Genomic DNA, 17134 nt, shown 5'->3' on the forward strand with positions numbered 1-17134 from the left:
TTGCAGGCTCGAGACTAAGACCAAGAGAAGTCTGAGCGTTGCACAGCGCATAAGGAGAAACTGGGAATGTCCGCCACACCAGGCAAACGGACCATCAGCCAACCACAGGGAGCGCCACCGGCCTTGAACCAAGGGGCGGACCAACCGCCCGGAACGAAAGGGCAATACCTCGCAAGATGGGTCTTTTGGCCCGCAGCTGCCGCAATCATCGTCTTCGTCCTCTTCGCCATCCTGTTCCCGGCATCAGCCACGGACGTCTTCGGTACCATCCAGGGCAACGTCATCCAGTGGTTCGGCTGGTACTACGTCGCGGCGATCGCACTGTTTGTGGTGTTCTCCCTCTGGATCGGGCTCAGCCGCTACGGTGACATCAAGCTCGGCAAGGACGACGATGAACCCGAGTTTTCGGTCATGTCGTGGTTCGCCCTGCTTTTCGCCGCGGGCATGGGCATCGGCCTGGTGTTCTTTGGCGTGGCGGAGCCGCTGAACCACTTCGCCGCACCGCGCCCCGGCGTAGAGGGTTCCCCGATGGTCCTGGCCCAGCAGGCCATGACCCAGACCTACCTCCACTGGGGACTGCACGCCTGGGCCATCTACGTGGTGGTGGGCGTCTCCATCGCGTATGCCGTGCACCGCAAGGGCCGGCCCATCTCCATCCGGTGGACACTGGAACCGCTCCTGGGCAAGAAGCGCGTAGCCGGCGGCTGGGGCAACCTGATCGACGTCGTTGCCCTGGTGGGCACGCTCTTCGGCGTGGCCACCTCGCTGGGTCTCGGTGTCCTGCAGATATCCGCCGGCTTGGACCAGGCCAACATCCTCGAAGCGACCACCATGACGCAGATCGGCCTGATCCTGTGCATCATCACGCTCACCATTGTTTCCGTGGTGTCCGGCGTGGGCAAGGGCATGAAGTGGCTCTCGAACATCAACCTGGTGCTCGCCGGGCTGCTGATGCTGGTGGTTCTGTTCACCGGCCCCACGCTCTTCCTGTTGCGCGAGTTCGTCCAGTCCCTGGGCCACTACCTGCAGAACGTCGTCGGCCTGACCTTTAACACGCTGGCCTACTCCGGCGCGGAAGGTGAAGCCTGGCAGGCGGCATGGACCACCTTCTATTGGGGCTGGTGGATCTCCTGGGCACCCTTCGTCGGCATCTTCATCGCCCGCATTTCCAAGGGCCGCACCGTCCGCCAGTTTGTGGCCGGCGTCCTCCTGGTCCCCACTAGTGTCGGTTTCCTGTGGTTCTCCGTCCTTGGCGGGGCCGCCATTTACCGCGAACTGTTTGGCGGCGGCGGACTCATCGGCGAGGACGGAACGGTGGACACCGAGGGTGCACTGTTCGACCTCCTGGGCAGCCTCCCGGCCGGAACCCTGTTGATGGTCGGTGCCATCCTGCTCATCGCCATTTTCTTCATCACCTCGGCCGACTCCGGCGCCCTGGTCATGGGAATGATCTCCACCGGCGGCGACGTGGAGCCGCGGAATTGGCTGCGCGTGTTCTGGGCCCTTTCCGCGGCCGGTGTTGCCATCGCACTGCTGCTGGCCGATGGACTGACGGCGATCCAAACGGCCGCCATCCTGACGGCGGTGCCGTTCAGCGTGGTGCTCATCCTGATGTGCATCGCGACCGCCAAAGCGTTCCACGGCGAGCATGAAGCCCTGATGCGTGCGCAGCGGAAGCTCGCGCGGGACCAGGTAACCGCCCATGTGACCGAGCACGTCCAGGACACCATGCAGGACACGATGCACGACTCCGTCCAGGAGCACTACCAGGAACACCTGGCGGGGCAGGTTCAGGACCAGGTGGCAGAGGCTGTTGAGGCGCAGCTGTCCGAGATGCTGGCCACCGGCGAACTGCCGGAGCAGGCCACGGCCGCGTCATCCCCGGCAGCGGATCCGCGGGACGCGTCCGCCGGCCGCACTTCGGCTGACGGCAGGCGCACCTTGGGCTGACCGGCTTAGGAGCAATCAAAAGGGGAGGGGCACGTTCGTAAGGGAACGTGCCCCCCCTTCCGTGTCCGGCAGTTTTCTCCGGTGCTTCGCCTGACCACGGCGGTAACGGAGGGATAGGGTGGAAACAACAGAAGGGGAGTGCCTGATGGAATACCAGAACCCACAACCCGTACCCGGGGACATCCTTGAAGCCGCCGCACCCCTGCCGGTGCCGCAGCAGACACCAGGCCTGGGCCGGACCGTTATTTCTGAACCTGCCGTCGCCAAAGTGGCAGGCATTGCGGCCCGTTCGGTCCCGGGCGTGCATTCGCTGGGCTCAGGCCCTTCCCGGGCGCTCGGCGCCATTCGGGACGCAGTAGGGAGCTCGGACCACGCGGCCGGCATCCACGCCGAAGTCGGCGAAACCCAGGTGGCCGTGGACATCGAACTGGTGGCCAGCTACGGCACACCGCTGCACTCCCTGGCCGACCAGGTTCGAGCAGCCGTTTACCGGGCCGTGGAGGAGCTGGTGGGCCTCCAGGTCATCGAGGTCAATGTGGAAATAACCGATGTGTATGTGCCGCCACCGGTCAAACCAGTCACTGCGGCACCGGGCGAGCGGGAGGCGCTCCTGTGAACCTCACCATTGCGGGCGCGGCCGTTGGAGCCTTCGTCGCGTTCATGTCGCTGGAATTCGGGCTGTGGGGCTTCCTGGTGTCACTCCTGTTCATGGCCATTGGTGCGCTGCTGGGACGCGCCGCCGAGGGGAAGCTGGACCTCCGCGGGGTCGTGGACGCAATCATCGGCCGCCGCTCATCGTCATGACGACCATGGCGGCCCCCGCCCCGGCGCAGCGTCTGAACGGCCACAACCGGATCAGCACGCAGGCGCTCACCAGCCTGGCCCGGACGGCTGCCGCCCTCGCGCTCGATGTCGACGCGAATGATGTCCGGGTTCAATGGACGGACGACGACGGCCTGCTGGCGCTGTCCCTCGTCTCACCCATCAAGGTCCCGCCTTTGCGGGACGTGGCCCGGGACCCCGCGCGGGTCGGCGCCTTCGGCGGTTCCATTCGGGACCGTGCCGTGGCGGCGAAGGCCCAGATCTTGGCCACCGTCACCCAACTGAGCGGGGCACAGGTGAGCCGCGTGGACATCAGGATCAGCGGGGCGAGGATCAGCGAAGGAGGGCGGGTGCAGTGAACAGCGAAGCAGCGCACCGCGACGCGCCCGGCCCGGACCTGGACCGCATCATCCGGCGCGAAACGTACTCCACCCGCGCGGCGGTAGCCATCGCCGCCGCGGTCCTGGTGCTGGTGGGGGCCGGTTACGGACTGCTGGAAGCCGGGGTCCATGCCATCGGACAGCCGCCCTGGCTGCTCGACCCGAGGGTGGCGGGAAACCGGCTGGTGCAGCTGCCGGCGGGCGTACCCACGGCCCTGCTGGCAGCCCTGGGGGCTGTCCTTGCCATGCTGGGGCTGGTGTTCTTCCTGAATGGCATCCTCCCTGGCCGCCGGGCACGGCACGTGATCCGCGCATCCGGCCCGGGCTCCGCCGTCGTAGTGGATGACGAAGTGATCGCCTCCGCCCTGGCCCGGCGCGCCCGGCTCGCTGCCAATGTCACCCCGGATCAGGTCATGGTGGTGGTGTCCCGGCGCCAGGTGGTGGTCAACGTCCGCCCTACGTCCGGCGTTCCGGTGGACCAGAACGAGGTGTTGGCCGCCGTGCAGGATGAACTGGACCAGATGGCGCTTGAACCCGCTCCGGCAGCCCGCATCAATGTGGCGTCCTCGGGGGTGATTGGGGCATGAACAGCACCCCAAGCATCCTCAACCGGATCCTGGTGTCGGTCCTGGGCCTGAAGCTGCTGGCGATCGGCATCCTGTTGATCCTGCTGGCCTACGTTCCGGCCGTGGCCGCCTGGTGGCACGGCTGGTCAGCCGGCATCCGGACGGCCGTACACCAGGCCTTCGAGTCAACCCGGTTTCCCGGCCGCAGCGAAAGCTGGCTGTGGATCTTTGTTGTGGCAGGGCTGCTCGTTGCCATCGGGCTCATGGTGGCCTGGATTGCACAGCAGGGTAAAGGCCGGGCCAACCTGCTGGCAGAGGAATACGATCCCGGAGAGGTTCCGGGCGACGTACGGATAGGCGCAGGGGTAGCCGAGCAGGCCCTTAAGCAGGCCCTTGCCGGCCGGCCCGACCTGGCCGGCGCCACAGTGGCAGCCTATGACGTCAAGGGCACTCCGGCGCTGAAGGTCCGGCTGCTCCCACGGCAAGGGGTGGCCCCGCACCTGCTTGCCGCGGAGGTAGCCGAACTTGTGGCCGCGCTGGACAGCGTGGCGGGAACCAGCACGCCGGTGCTGATCCACATCGGGGCTGGCGCGCGGACGCGTTTCGGCAGGGCCGAACGCGTCCGCTAACGCGGCTGCGGTGCCAGGTGCGGATCAGTTCTTTGCCAGGTACACCGTGCAGTCCACGGGGACTTCACGCATTCCCGACCAGTCGGCGGCGGGTTCGAGTCCGCTGGACAGCGCCACCGAGTAACCCTCGGGGACAGGGGCCGAGGCGAAGCCCGTATTGGCCAGGACCAGGACGTCCCCGTTGTGGAAAGCCAGGACACCGCTTTCGGGGGCGTGGCTGTCCGCCCACGCAAAGGTCCCCAACCCGAGCCGCCGGCCGGCCCGGAAGGCAAGGGCCGCGCGGTAGAGCTCCAGGGTGGAACCGGACACGCCGTCCTGCTGGTCCGCAGCGTGCGGGCCGAAGCTTTCAGGCTGCGGGAGCCACGGCGGGGCAGCGGTCAGGGAATGGCTGCCGGCGAAACCGTAACCCGGCTGGTCGGCGGCCCAGGGCAGCGGAACCCGGCAGCCGTCACGTCCGGTTTCGGCGCCCCGCGTCCGGAAGAACGTGGGATCCTGCCGTGCTTCGGCCGGGAGGGTGGTGTGTTCCGGCAGGCCCAGCTCTTCGCCCTGGTAAACGTACGCTGAACCCGGAAGCGCCAGCGAAATCAGGGTTGCCGCGCGCGCCCGGGCCAGGCCCAGCGCTGCATCAGGCTGTTCGTCGGTGGCGGCGATACCCTTGGGGAACGTAGTGGGGTCCTTGAGGCCGAACCGTGTGGAGTGCCGGACGGTGTCGTGGTTGCTCAGCACCCAGGTGCACGGGGCGCCAACGGAGGCGGCCGCGGCCAGGGAGGCGTCGATGGATTCGGACATCCGCTCGGCGTCCCAGCCGGCCAACAGGAAATCGAAGTTGAAAGCCTGCTGCATCTCGTCCTGCCGGACGTACCGGGCCAGCCGTTCGGCGGGCTCCACCCATGCCTCGGCCACCATCATGCGGTCGCTGCCGTACCCTTCCAGCACGCGGTGCCAGTCCCGGTAGATGTCATGGACGCCCTCCTGGTCGAAGAACGGCGAGGGCGGGTAGGTGGGGGAGACAGCACGGTGTGGTTCTTCAAGGTCGGTGTGAGCGCCGGGTGCATCGCCGGGTTGCATGGGTTCGCGGTGCACCTCCGTTCCCTCCACCATCGCGGCAGCGCCCTCCCAATCGGGAAGCCCGGCTTCCTTGACCATGCCGTGGGCCACGTCCACGCGGAACCCGTCCACGCCACGGTCCAGCCAGAAACGGAGAACTGACCGCATTTCCTGCTGGACCTCGGGATTCTCCCAGTTCAGGTCGGGCTGCTTGGTGTCGAAAAGGTGGAGGTACCACTCTCCGGGCGAGCCGTCCGCCTCGGTGATCCGGGTCCATGCGGGTCCGCCGAAAATCGATTTCCAGTTGTTCGGTGGACGGTTTCCGTCACCGGAGCCGGGTACTTCGTCTTTGCCCGGCCGGAACATGTAGCGGTCCCGTTCGCGGGATCCGGGCGGTGACGCGAGCGCTTCCTGGAACCAGACATGCTCGTCGGAGGTGTGGTTGGGGACAAGGTCAACGATGACCTTCAGGCCGCGCTGGTGGGCATCTGCCAGCATCGCGTCAAAGTCCTCCAGGGTGCCGAACAGCGGGTCCACCTGCCGGTAGTCCGCCACGTCGTATCCGGCGTCGGCCTGCGGAGACTTGTAGAAGGGCGAGAGCCAGATGGCGTCCACGCCCAGCTCGGCCAGATAGGGAAGGCGTTCGACGACGCCACGAAGGTCGCCCATGCCGTCACCGTTTCCGTCGGCAAAGGAACGGGGATAGATCTGGTAGACCACCGCGTCCGACCACCATGGCGCGGGGGAGGGGCCGGAGCTGTCGACAGGAGGGTTGGACATTTCGTTCCTCTCGGATAACTTTTTGATGTAAACGCTTGCATTACCTGCGGCAACCTTACTAGTGTGACTGTCACCACATCAACCTCACCTAGCAAGCGCACTGTCGACTTACTTGTCACTCAGCGAGGAGCTTCAAGCCAATGAAAACCCCCAAATTCCTTCTGCCGGTTGCGACTGCCGGCGTCCTGGCCCTCACGCTTTCAGCCTGTGGCGGGGGTGGTGGCGGCGGAACCACGGGCGGCGGAGGCGGAGACGCCGAAGCCAACCTCGACGGCCGCGGGCCCATCACGTACGTCCAGGGCAAGGACAACAGCAACGTGGTCCGCCCGCTGATCGAGAAGTGGAACAAAGAGCACCCGGACGAGAAGGTCACGTTCAAGGAGCAGACCGACCAGGCGGACCAGCAGCACGATGACCTGGTGCAGAACTACCAGGCCAAGAACCCCAACTACGACGTTGCCAGCGTGGACGTCGTGTGGACCGCCGAGTTCGCCGCCAAGGGCTGGCTGCAGCCACTGAAGGACAAGATGGCGGTGGACACCGAGGGCATGCTCGAGCCCACCATCGAGGCGGGTTCCTACAACGGCACGCTCTATGCGGCCCCGGTCTCCTCCGACGGCGGCATCCTGTACTACCGCAAGGACCTGGTTCCCAACGCCCCCAAGACCTGGGACGAAATGATGGAGATGTGCTCCATCGCCAAGGAAAACAAGATCGGCTGCTACGCCGGCCAATTCAAGCAGTATGAAGGCCTCACGGTGAACGCCTCGGAGGCGATCAACTCCGCCGGCGGCTCCGTCCTTAATGACGAAGGCAAGCCGAACCTGAACACCCCTGAGGCCAAGGAAGGCCTGGAGAACCTGGTTGAGGCCTTCAAGAACGGCAACATCCCGGCAGAGGCCATCACGTACCAGGAAGAGGAAAGCCGCCGCGCATTCCAGGACGGCAAGCTGCTGTTCCTGCGCAACTGGCCCTACGTCTACAACCTGGCCACCACTGAGGGTTCCTCCAAGGTCAAGGATGTCCTGGGCATGACGGCTCTTCCGGGCAAGGACGGTCCGGGCGCTTCCAGCCTGGGCGGCCACAGTGCAGCCATCAGCGTCTACTCGAAGCACAAGGCAACCGCCCTTGACTTCGTGAAGTTCCTGGTCGAGGAAGAGCAGCAGAAGTTCTTCGCCACCCAGGGTTCCCTCGCTCCTGTCCTGGGCGCGCTGTACGAGGACGAGGAACTTGTTTCCAAGCTGCCCTACCTGCCGGTCCTGAAGACCTCCATCGAGAACGCTGTGCCGCGTCCCGTCACGCCGTTCTACCCTGCAGTCACCAAGGCGATCCAGGAGAACTCCTACGCGGCGCTGAAGGGTGAGAAGGCTGCTGAGCAGGCCCTGGCCGACATGCAAAAGTCCATCGAATCCGCCACAGCAGGATCGTAGTCTGAAGATGGCAACCGAATTGGGCCCGACGTCGGCTACCAAGCCGGCGTCGGGCGCGCCTCCCGTCCATCACGGCCCCAAGGGTGTCGGCGAGGATAACAAGATCCTCAGCCAGGGGAAGTGGGCCTCATGGCTGCTTGCCCCCACCGTCATCGCGCTGGGCATCGTCATCGTTTATCCGATCATCAGTGCCATCGTCATGTCCTTCCAGAAGGACGCTGGCCTGGATCCGGCCACCGGCCTCTTCACCGCCGGCGGACCCGCAGGCATCCAGAACTACGTCAACTGGCTGGGCCAGCAGTGTGCCGCCCCGGGCGGCGGCACCATCGCGTGTCCCCCGGGAACCCTCGGCGGGCAGTTCTGGACCGCCACCGGCACCACGTTCTTCTTCACCGTCATCACGGTGGCGCTCGAGACCGTCCTCGGCTTCTGGATGGCCATGATCATGGCCCGCACGTTCAAAGGCCGCAGCCTGGTCCGTGCTGCCGTCCTGGTGCCGTGGGCCATCCCCACCGCCGTGACCGCCCAGCTGTGGCTCTTCATGTTCGATTTCAACGGCATCATCAACAAGCTGTTCAACGCCTCCATCCTGTGGACCGGCAGCGAGTGGCCTGCGAAGTGGGCCGTCATCATCGCAGACACCTGGAAGACAACGCCCTTCATGGCCCTGCTGATCCTTGCCGGCCTGCAGATGATTCCGGCGGAAGTCTACGAGGCTGCGAAGGTCGACGGCGCCAGCGCCTTCCAGCGGTTCAAGCTGATTACCCTTCCGCTGGTCAAGCCGGCGCTCATGGTGGCCATCCTGTTCCGCACGCTGGACGCCCTGCGCATGTTCGACCTTCCGTACATCCTCACCGGCGGCGCGAACAACACCACCACGCTGTCCATCCTGGTGATCAACCAGATCAGGCAAGGGTTCAACTCGGCCGCTGCACTGTCCACCATTACGTTCCTCATCATCTTCCTGGTCGCGTTCATCTTCGTCCGCTTCCTGGGTGCGAACGTCGTGGAGCAAAGCGGTGCCACCGGTAAGGGGAAGAAATGACAACCTCAACTGCCTCCGCTGAGCTGCGGGCCGAGCAGGACAAGGGCCGTAAGGTCGCCCAGAACCGCGAAAAGTGGGCCAATGCGCGAACCTACATCAGTGCCGCTGTCATCCTCATCTGGTGCCTGGCGCCGGCCTACTGGATGGTGGTGACGGCCTTCCGCGAGGTGGGCTTTACCTACGACACCACGCCGTGGCCAACGCACGTCACGCTGGACAACTTCATGACCGCCTTCGACACCTCCTTCGGCAACAAGTTTGGCCAAGCGCTGCTTAACAGCATCATCATCGGTGTCACCGTCACCGTGATCTCACTGGTCATTGGTGTCTTCGCGGCCTACGCCCTGGCACGCCTGAACTTCCGCTTCAAGTACCTGGTGCTGGGCTTTATCCTGGGGGCTTCCATGTTCCCCGGCGTCGCCCTGATCACCCCCCTGTTCCAGCTGTTCACCAACATCGGCTGGATGGGCACCTACCAGGCTCTGATCATCCCGAACATCTCGTTCGTCCTGCCGCTGACCGTCTACACGTTGACCTCCTTCTTCCGCGAAATGCCGTGGGAACTGGAGGAGTCTGCCCGCGTGGACGGCTGCACGCAGGGACAGGCGTTCCGGAAAGTGATCATGCCGTTGGCTGCGCCGGCCATCTTCACCACGGCAATCCTCGCGTTCATTTCCTCGTGGAATGAATTCCTGATCGCCAGCCAGCTGTCCAACGAAGCCACCCAGCCGGTGACCGTGGCCATCGCCAGCTTTGCCGGCGCACAGCCCAACCAGATCCCGTATACGGCCATCATGGCCGCCGGCACCATTGTCACCATTCCCTTGGTGATCCTGGTCCTGGTGTTCCAGCGCAAGATTGTGGCCGGCCTGACAGCCGGTGCGGTCAAGTGACGGACGGCGCCTCCCGCTCCCGGCCTTCGGGCCGGACGGGGGGCCGCAGCCGGCTGGTCAGGTCGGGCGAAGATTTTGACATCATCATCGGATTCCTGGGCTTCTGGGCCTTGGTCCTGCTGGTAGTCACCGTGTGGAAGGAACTGACCGGCCAGCCCGCGCTCTGGTGGGCCCTGGGGCTGCTGGCAACGCTCCTTGCTATCTACGGAATGCACCGGCTTCGGGGCAAACTTCCTGCCCGCCGGTAGGAACGAAATCGTGGCACGAATGTCAGAGAGGTCGCAGCGGGGCGGCCACACGGGGGTCAGTATCGAGGACGTGGCGGCCGCCGCGGGGGTTTCCACTGCGACGGTGTCCCGGGCAGTCCGCGGGCTCCCCAGGGTATCGCCGGCCACGCGCGAGAAAATCCTGGAAATCGCCGGAAACCTGGGCTACGTGGCCTCTTCGTCCGCCTCCGGGCTGGCGACGGGGCGGACCCGTACTATCGGCGTGCTGGCCCCCTTCGTGAGCCGCTGGTTCTTCTCCAAGGCAATCGAGGGCGCAGACCGGGAGCTCCATGCCCGGCAATACAATCTTTCCCTGTTCAACCTGGGCGGCCATGGCAGCCACCGGGAACGCCTGTTCAGCAAGACCATGGTCTACAAGCAGATCGATGCCTTGCTGGTGCTCTGTATGGCGCTGACCCCGGAGGAACTGGACCACCTGCAGAAAATCGACATTCCCCTGGTGGTGGTGGGCGGGCACGTGGAGGAGTGCGCCTACATCGGCATCGACGACTACGCCGCGGCGTCCACCGCGGTCCGCCACCTGATTGACCTGGGCCACCGGGACATCGCCCTGCTCCACGGCGACGACGAAACGGACCTGAACTTCGATGTTCCCAGGGTCCGGATCCTCGCGTTCAAGGACGTCATGACCGCGGCGAACCTGCCTACCAGGCCGGAATGGGACGAATGGGGCGACTTCACGGTCAAGAGCGGACAGGAAGCGTTCCGTCGTCTTTGGGCACTGCCCGGCGGGAAGCCAACAGCCATCTTCTGCGCGTCCGACGAAATGGCGATGGGCGTGATTTTCGAGGCTGCCCGGATGGGTGTGAAGGTCCCGGAACAGTTGTCCGTGGTAGGCATCGATAACCACGACTTCGCCGAGCCCATGGGCCTGACCACCGTGGGCCAGCGGCCGGATGAGCAGGCCGAGCTGGCAACCAAGATGCTCCTGGACGAGCTGGACGGCACCGTAGGCTCCGTCCGGTCCGCCGTCGCTCCGCATCAGCTGATCATCCGAAACACCACGGCACCACCTCAGGCCTGACGAACCGCCCGGCGCGGGACCGGGGCGCTCAGGGACCGCGGGCCTCAGGAAGCGCGGGCCAACTGCCTGATGGGTATCCAGCGCGATGCCAGCCGGCGGTAGGCCGCGGCGGCGCCGGTCATGTCGCCTTCAGCGAGGCACTCGATCCCCAGCCGGATGTCTGTGGGGGATTCGTCCGGATAGACCTTGTCCGCCACCGCTCCGTAATCAAGTTCCACCATCGATTCAACGTGGAACTGCTCCAGCCATTCGGTGAGCTGCGCCAGGTCGTCCAGCATGTCCAGGTCCGGTGCCGCAAGCGCCAGGTTGGCCACCGCATAGCGTGCACGTTCCAGGGCGTCGGTGATGGACGCCCACACCCGTACCGTGAGGATCCTGCCGGACGCTTCCACCACCTCCTTGCGGTCCTGCTCCATGAACAGGGAGAACCAGCTGAAGGGGATGCCCCAGGTGGAGGCCCGGGTGTGCACGCGAACGGATCCGTCACGTGCCTTGACCGCATCAATCCGTTCCTGGTGCCGGTCCCGCTGCGCTTCCGGGATGAGGAGCTCGGCGAGGGGTCCGTGGATGCCCTCCATCAGGGCGTTGGCCGCCAGGCCGGCGCGCAGCACCAGTTGGCTGGGACAGTAGAGCAGCACCTCGCCGGCGGCAGCGCCGTCGTCGTCCGCGTCTTTACCGGTACCGGGAACCGAGGTGACGCGCACCAAGTCGGTGCGCCCGGTGGGAAAGGGGTCGCCGCCGGATCGGGTGATGCGCCCCAGGGACGCAAGCAGTTCCGCGTTCTCGACGGCGGCACGCGAGGCGGCGCGTTCGCCCGCCGTCCGAATGGCGGCCCGTTGCTCCTCGGGAAAGGCTTCCAGGGGCTCGTAGACCCGGAGGGTGGAGGAGAACGGCAGGCCTGCCTGGCCCCGGTAGAGGTTTCCGTTCATCGCGTCCTCCTTCGCTGGGTCCAGGGCATGGCCATCAGTCTGCCAGTTCCGCCACGACGGGCGCGTGGTCCGAGGCGCCCTTGCCCTTGCGTTCCTCGCGGTCGATCGACGCCCCGGTGACGCGGGCGGCGAGGGCGGGCGAAGCCAGGATGAAGTCGATGCGCATGCCCTGGCGCTTCGGGAAGCGGAGCTGCGTGTAGTCCCAGTAGGTGTAGACACCGGGACCCGGGGTGTAAGGGCGGACGACGTCGGTGAACCCGGCAGATTCGAAAGCGTGGAAGGCGGCGCGCTCCGGCGGGCTGACATGCGTGTAGCGGTTCTGCACGAAGAGGTCGATGTCCCACACGTCCTCGTCGAAGGGCGCGATGTTCCAGTCGCCCATCAGCGCGATCTGGGCCTGGGGGTTCTCTGCGACCAGGCCTTGGGCATGGGTCTTGAGGCTCTCCAGCCACTTGAGCTTGTACGGCATGTGCTCGTCATCGAGGGACCGGCCGTTGGGGATGTAGAGGCTCCACACCCGGACGCCGCCACAGGTGGCTGCCATGGCCCGGGCTTCCTGGACAGGGTCCTTTCCGGCCTTGCCGAACGCCGGCTGGTCCAGGAAGGTCCGCTCCACGTCCTCCAGGCCCACCCGGGAGGCGATCGCGACGCCGTTCCACTGGTTCACCCCGAAGTGCGCCACCTCGTAGCCCATCCGCTCGAACAGTTCCCAGGGAAAGTTTTCGTCCTTGCACTTGGTTTCCTGGATGGCCAGGACATCGCAGTCGCTGCGCTGCAGCCAGGCTTCAACGCGGTCGGCACGGGCACGGAGCGAGTTCACATTCCAGGTAGCTATCTTCACAGTCCTAACTTACCGAACTTGCCTTGGGGCAGGGCCGGGCTGCCGCAAATGCCACTCTGGAATTTAGTAGGAAGTCCGAGTATATTCAGGAGCGGAAGATGATGTGGGTCACATGCCGCCCGTGGGGCGGCTCGGCCATCACCGGTGCAAAGGAGCAATCCATCATGGTTCGGGAGCTTTCCCATTACGTTGGCGGGCAGCATGTCGACGGCACGTCCGGCCGGTTCGCCGACGTCTACGATCCGTGCGCCGGCCAGGTCCAGGTACGCGTCCCCCTGGCCTCGTCCGACGAAGTGCGGAACGTGGTGGCCGCAGCGGAAAAAGCCCAGCCCGAATGGGGTGCCATGAACCCGCAGCGGCGGGCCCGCATCCTGCTGAAGTTCGTGGACCTGGTCAACCGGGACCTGGACGAACTCGCGGCCCTGCTGTCCTCGGAACACGGCAAGACCCTCGCAGACGCCCGTGGCGACATCCAGCGCGGCGTCGAAGTGGTGGAGTTCGCCGCGGGAGCGCCGCACCTGCTGAAGGGCGAGTTCTCCGACAGCGCCGGCGCCGGCATCGATGTCCATTCGATGCGGCAGCCGCTGGGCGTGGTCGCCGGCATCACCCCGTTCAACTTCCCGGCCATGATCCCGCTCTGGAAGGCCGGCCCCGCGCTGGCCGCCGGAAACTCCTTCGTCCTCAAGCCCTCGGAACGCGACCCGTCCGTACCGCTGCGCCTCGCGGAGCTCTTCACCGAAGCCGGGCTGCCGGACGGCGTATTCAACGTGGTCAACGGCGACAAGGAAGCTGTGGACGCCCTGCTGGAAGATCCGCGGGTCCAGGCCGTGGGATTCGTGGGATCCACGCCGATCGCCCAGTACATCTACGCCACCGCGGCAGCCCACGGCAAGCGGGCCCAGTGCTTCGGCGGCGCCAAGAACCACATGGTCATCATGCCGGACGCGGACCTGGACATGGCTGCCGACGCCCTCATCGGCGCCGGCTACGGGTCCGCCGGCGAACGCTGCATGGCCATCTCCGTGGCGGTGCCGGTGGGCAAAGCCACGGCGGACGCCCTCGTGGCCAGGCTCCGGGAGCGCATCGCCGGGTTGAAGGTGGGCCACAGCCTCGCCAAAGACTCGGACTTCGGCCCGGTGGTGGCAGCCTCCGCCAAGGAGCGGATCGAAGGCTACATCCAGTCCGGCGTAGACGCCGGCGCCACCCTGGTCGAAGACGGGCGCGGCCTCACGGTGGACGGCTGCGAGGGCGGATTCTGGGTGGGGCCAACGCTGTTCGACAACGTCACCAAGGACATGGCCATCTATAGGGAAGAGATCTTCGGCCCGGTGCTCAGCGTGCTCCGCGCCGAGGACTATGACGAAGCCCTGCGCCTGTGCAGCGAGCACGAGTTCGGCAACGGGGTGGCCATCTTCACCCGCGACGGCGACTCCGCCCGGGATTTCGCCAGCCGCGTCCAGGTGGGGATGGTGGGCATCAATGTCCCCATCCCGGTTCCCATCGCCTATTACACCTTCGGCGGGTGGAAGGCGTCCGGCTTCGGCGACCTGAACCAGCATGGCGCGGATGCCTTCCGCTTCTACACCAAGACCAAGACGGTCACCACCAGGTGGCCCTCCGGCATCCGCACCGGCGCCAGCTTCGTCATGCCGGAAGGCAGCTGATGGAGGGCAGGGACGCGGAGCAGGCGGAAGTACTCTTCGAGCGGCGCGGACGGCTGGGTGTCATCACTCTCAACCGGCCACGCGCCGTCAACGCACTCACGGCCAGCATGGCGGCGGCGATGCTGGAGCAGCTCACCGCATGGGCGGATGACGACGACCTCGCCGCCGTCCTGGTGCAGGGGGCGGGAGGGCGCGGCTTGTGCGCCGGCGGCGACATCGTGGCCATCTACCGGGATATTCCCGACGGCGGCGGGGCCACGGCGGATTTCTGGGCGGTGGAATACCGGCTCAATGCCCTCATCGCTTCCTACCCCAAGCCGTACGTTGCCTTCATGGACGGCCTGGTGCTGGGCGGCGGGGTGGGGATCTCGGCGCACGGATCCGTCCGCGTGGTCACCGAGCGAACCCGGACCGGCATGCCGGAAACCACCATTGGATTCGTGCCCGACGTCGGGGGGACCCTGCTGTTGTCCCGGTCGCCGGGAGAGACAGGCACCCACGCCGCCCTTACCGGCGAGCACCTGAGCGGCGCGGATGCGGTGTTCCTGGGCCTGGCCGACCACTTCGTGCCCTCCGACCGGCTGCCGGACCTCGCCCGGGCGCTGGAGGCCGAAGAGCCCGGCGCCGCCGTCGGACGCTTCGCTGAAGCAGTACCGCCCTCGGTGCTGGCAGCGCGGCAGGAATGGATCGACGCCTGCTACTCCAGCGACGACGCGGAGGAAATTGTCCGCCGCCTGCACCTGGCCGGCGGTGAGGCCGCGGACGCCGCACGAACCATCGAGGCGAAGTCGCCCACCGCCGTGAAGGTCACGCTCGCGTCGCTGCGGCGGGCCGCGGGACTCAGCCTCGAGGAAGCCCTGCAACAGGAATACCGCGTCGGGCTCCGGTTCCTGGCCGGGCACGACTTCCGCGAGGGGATCCGCGCCCAGGTGGTGGACAAGGACCGCACCCCGCACTGGCGGCCGGCCAGCCTGGCGGAAGTCGGTCCCGGGGACGTGGAGGCGTTCTTTGCGCCGCTGGGTGAACGGGAACTGAAACTGGCAAAGGAGCAGGACCATGTCTGAGTCAGCGGCGTCTGAAACACCCAGGGAGGGCGGGGTCGCGCCCGTCGGGACCATCGCGTTCCTCGGCCTGGGCCACATGGGCGGCCCGATGGCCGTCAACCTGGTCAAAGCCGGTTATGGAGTGAGCGCGTTCGACGTCGTGCCGCAGGCGCTCGAAACGGCCCGGGCGCACGGCATTGCCACTGCGGCAACCGCGGCCGAGGCCGTGGCGGGCGCCGGCGTCGTACTCACCATGCTGCCCAGCGGCAGGCATGTGCTGGACGCGTACCGCGGCACCGGCGGCCAGCCGGGGCTGCTGGAAACGGCCCCTACGGGAACGCTGTTCCTGGACTGCTCCACCATCAATGTGGACGAGGCGCGGGAAGCGGCGGAGTTGGCCGTTGCGGCCGGCCACCGTTCCGTGGACGCGCCCGTGTCCGGAGGCGTGGTGGGTGCCGAGGCAGGCACCCTGACGTTCATGGCGGGTGCGCTGGCGGAGGACTTTGAGTACGTGCGGCCACTGCTGGAAGTGATGGGCAAACGCGTGGTGCACTGCGGCGGGCACGGGGCCGGGCAGGCCGCCAAGATCTGCAACAATCTGATCCTCGGTGTGTCCATGATTGCCGTCAGCGAGGCCTTCGTGCTCGGCGAGAAACTGGGGCTCACCCACCAGGCCCTGTTCGACGTTGCATCCGCCGCCTCCGGGCAGTGCTGGGCGCTGACCACCAACTGCCCGGTCCCCGGGCCTGTTCCCACCAGCCCCGCAAACCGCGGCTACCAGCCGGGGTTTGCCGGTGCCCTGATGGCCAAGGACCTCAACCTGGCCCTCAACGCCCTGCGCAGCACCGGAGTGGCCGGGCGGATGGGGCCCCTGGCCGCGGAAATCTACGATACGTTTGCGGCGGAAGGCGGAGCCGGACAGGACTTCTCCGCCATTATCAACGACATCCGGGACAGGTCCGCTGCGGCCGCCGGCCAAACCTCAGACCACCTGCCGGCGGCGCAGGATGACGGGAGCCCTGAATGACGGAATACCAGAACATCCTGGTGGAACAACGCGGCCGGGTGGGGCTGGTGACCCTGAACCGGCCGGAGGCGCTCAACGCCCTGAACCACGCCACCATGGAGGAGCTCGTGGCGGCGGTGACCGCCATGGACGCAGACCCGGGTGTTGGCGCCGTGGTGATCACCGGCTCCGCCAAGGCCTTCGCGGCCGGGGCTGACATTAAGGAGATGGCGTCGCAGGGGTACATGGATATGTACCGGGCGGACTGGTTCCGGGGCTGGGAGGACTTCACCCGGCTGCGGATTCCCACGATTGCCGCGGTGTCCGGGTTTGCCCTGGGCGGCGGCTGCGAGCTGGCCATGATGTGCGACCTCCTCATCGCGGGGGACAACGCGAAGTTCGGCCAGCCGGAGATCAACCTGGGCGTGCTTCCGGGCATGGGCGGCTCGCAGCGGCTCACCCGTGCGGTAGGCAAGGCCAAGGCGATGGACCTGATCCTCACCGGCCGCTTCATCGGGGCCGAGGAAGCCGAACGCTGCGGTCTGGTGTCCCGCGTGGTTCCGGCCGAGGACGTCGTGGAGGAGGCGCTGAAGGCCGCAGAAACCATTGCGTCGAAGTCCAAGCCTGTGGCCATGGCCGCCAAGGAAGCGGTCAACGCCGCCTTCGAGACCGGCCTGGCACAGGGCATGCTCTTCGAACGGCGCCTTTTCCACTCGCTCTTTGCCACCGAGGACCAGAAGGAAGGCATGTCCGCGTTCACAGAGAAGCGGCAGCCGGAGTTCAAGCACCGGTAGGGCG

Annotated in this window: 18 protein-coding genes; 15 read left to right on the forward strand and 3 right to left on the reverse strand. The window is 66.4% G+C overall.

What is annotated here, in order from left to right:
• Positions 1–66: 66 nt before the first annotated feature.
• The 6 genes from ACIQC0_RS04725 (at position 67) to ACIQC0_RS04750 (ending at position 4347) form a co-directional block, all read left to right on the forward strand.
• Positions 67–1950 (forward strand): BCCT family transporter, encoded by a 1884-nt coding sequence (locus ACIQC0_RS04725; protein ID WP_400532985.1) that lies wholly within the window; start codon positions 67–69, stop codon positions 1948–1950.
• A gap of 145 nt (positions 1951–2095) precedes the next feature.
• A complete protein-coding gene (locus ACIQC0_RS04730) occupies positions 2096–2566 on the forward strand; it encodes an Asp23/Gls24 family envelope stress response protein (RefSeq protein WP_377216812.1) in 471 nt (156 codons plus the stop codon).
• Complete coding sequence (locus ACIQC0_RS04735; protein ID WP_377216813.1) at positions 2563–2754, forward strand: hypothetical protein; 192 nt, start codon at positions 2563–2565, stop codon at positions 2752–2754. The genes ACIQC0_RS04730 and ACIQC0_RS04735 overlap by 4 nt, the downstream gene beginning before the upstream one ends.
• 5 nt (positions 2755–2759) lie before the next feature.
• Entirely contained in the window at positions 2760–3131 is a 372-nt protein-coding gene (locus ACIQC0_RS04740; protein WP_400533274.1) for a hypothetical protein, read from the forward strand.
• On the forward strand, positions 3128–3739 hold the full coding sequence (locus ACIQC0_RS04745) for a DUF6286 domain-containing protein (RefSeq protein WP_400532987.1): 612 nt from the start codon (positions 3128–3130) through the stop codon (positions 3737–3739). Before ACIQC0_RS04740 ends, ACIQC0_RS04745 begins: the two co-directional genes overlap by 4 nt.
• A complete protein-coding gene (locus ACIQC0_RS04750) occupies positions 3736–4347 on the forward strand; it encodes a hypothetical protein (protein ID WP_377216815.1) in 612 nt (203 codons plus the stop codon). Before ACIQC0_RS04745 ends, ACIQC0_RS04750 begins: the two co-directional genes overlap by 4 nt.
• Positions 4348–4371: 24 nt before the next feature.
• On the opposite strand, the gene ACIQC0_RS04755 is transcribed toward ACIQC0_RS04750, so the two are convergent.
• Positions 4372–6174: a glycoside hydrolase family 13 protein gene (locus ACIQC0_RS04755; protein ID WP_400532990.1), complete on the reverse strand. Its 1803-nt coding sequence runs from the start codon at positions 6172–6174 to the stop codon at positions 4372–4374.
• A 140-nt stretch (positions 6175–6314) separates the two neighbouring features.
• Between ACIQC0_RS04755 and ACIQC0_RS04760 the strand changes: the two genes are divergently transcribed.
• From ACIQC0_RS04760 to ACIQC0_RS04780, 5 genes are read left to right on the forward strand one after another with little or no spacing between them, the layout of a single operon-like run.
• Positions 6315–7604, forward strand: a complete 1290-nt coding sequence (locus ACIQC0_RS04760; protein ID WP_377216817.1) for an ABC transporter substrate-binding protein — start codon at positions 6315–6317, stop codon at positions 7602–7604.
• A gap of 7 nt (positions 7605–7611) precedes the next feature.
• Positions 7612–8649, forward strand: a complete 1038-nt coding sequence (locus ACIQC0_RS04765; RefSeq protein WP_377216818.1) for a carbohydrate ABC transporter permease — start codon at positions 7612–7614, stop codon at positions 8647–8649.
• Positions 8646–9542, forward strand: a complete 897-nt coding sequence (locus tag ACIQC0_RS04770; RefSeq protein WP_377216819.1) for a carbohydrate ABC transporter permease — start codon at positions 8646–8648, stop codon at positions 9540–9542. The genes ACIQC0_RS04765 and ACIQC0_RS04770 overlap by 4 nt, the downstream gene beginning before the upstream one ends.
• The gene (locus ACIQC0_RS04775) at positions 9539–9790 is read left to right on the forward strand and encodes a hypothetical protein (RefSeq protein ID WP_377216820.1); all 252 of its coding nucleotides are present in this window, start codon (positions 9539–9541) and stop codon (positions 9788–9790) included. The genes ACIQC0_RS04770 and ACIQC0_RS04775 overlap by 4 nt, the downstream gene beginning before the upstream one ends.
• 10 nt (positions 9791–9800) lie before the next feature.
• Positions 9801–10853: a LacI family DNA-binding transcriptional regulator gene (locus ACIQC0_RS04780; protein ID WP_400532993.1), complete on the forward strand. Its 1053-nt coding sequence runs from the start codon at positions 9801–9803 to the stop codon at positions 10851–10853.
• Positions 10854–10897: 44 nt separating this feature from the next.
• On the opposite strand, the gene ACIQC0_RS04785 is transcribed toward ACIQC0_RS04780, so the two are convergent.
• Together ACIQC0_RS04785 and ACIQC0_RS04790 are read right to left on the reverse strand one after the other, a co-directional pair.
• Positions 10898–11782 (reverse strand): hypothetical protein, encoded by an 885-nt coding sequence (locus ACIQC0_RS04785; RefSeq protein WP_400532995.1) that lies wholly within the window; start codon positions 11780–11782, stop codon positions 10898–10900.
• A gap of 34 nt (positions 11783–11816) precedes the next feature.
• The gene (locus ACIQC0_RS04790; RefSeq protein ID WP_400532997.1) at positions 11817–12623 is read right to left on the reverse strand and encodes an exodeoxyribonuclease III; all 807 of its coding nucleotides are present in this window, start codon (positions 12621–12623) and stop codon (positions 11817–11819) included.
• Positions 12624–12787: 164 nt separating this feature from the next.
• On the opposite strand from ACIQC0_RS04790, the gene ACIQC0_RS04795 reads away from it, so the two are divergent.
• The 4 genes from ACIQC0_RS04795 to ACIQC0_RS04810 are packed head-to-tail and all read left to right on the forward strand — an operon-like array spanning position 12788 to position 17130.
• On the forward strand, positions 12788–14287 hold the full coding sequence (locus tag ACIQC0_RS04795; RefSeq protein ID WP_400533276.1) for a CoA-acylating methylmalonate-semialdehyde dehydrogenase: 1500 nt from the start codon (positions 12788–12790) through the stop codon (positions 14285–14287).
• Positions 14287–15351: an enoyl-CoA hydratase/isomerase family protein gene (locus ACIQC0_RS04800; RefSeq protein ID WP_377216824.1), complete on the forward strand. Its 1065-nt coding sequence runs from the start codon at positions 14287–14289 to the stop codon at positions 15349–15351. The genes ACIQC0_RS04795 and ACIQC0_RS04800 overlap by 1 nt, the downstream gene beginning before the upstream one ends.
• The gene (gene mmsB, locus ACIQC0_RS04805; protein ID WP_377216825.1) at positions 15344–16357 is read left to right on the forward strand and encodes a 3-hydroxyisobutyrate dehydrogenase; all 1014 of its coding nucleotides are present in this window, start codon (positions 15344–15346) and stop codon (positions 16355–16357) included. The genes ACIQC0_RS04800 and mmsB overlap by 8 nt, the downstream gene beginning before the upstream one ends.
• Positions 16354–17130: an enoyl-CoA hydratase gene (locus tag ACIQC0_RS04810; protein WP_400533000.1), complete on the forward strand. Its 777-nt coding sequence runs from the start codon at positions 16354–16356 to the stop codon at positions 17128–17130. The genes mmsB and ACIQC0_RS04810 overlap by 4 nt, the downstream gene beginning before the upstream one ends.
• Positions 17131–17134 lie beyond the last annotated feature (4 nt).

Source organism: Pseudarthrobacter sp. NPDC092419 (assembly GCF_044755045.1).
Classification (GTDB): Bacteria; Actinomycetota; Actinomycetes; order Actinomycetales; family Micrococcaceae; genus Arthrobacter.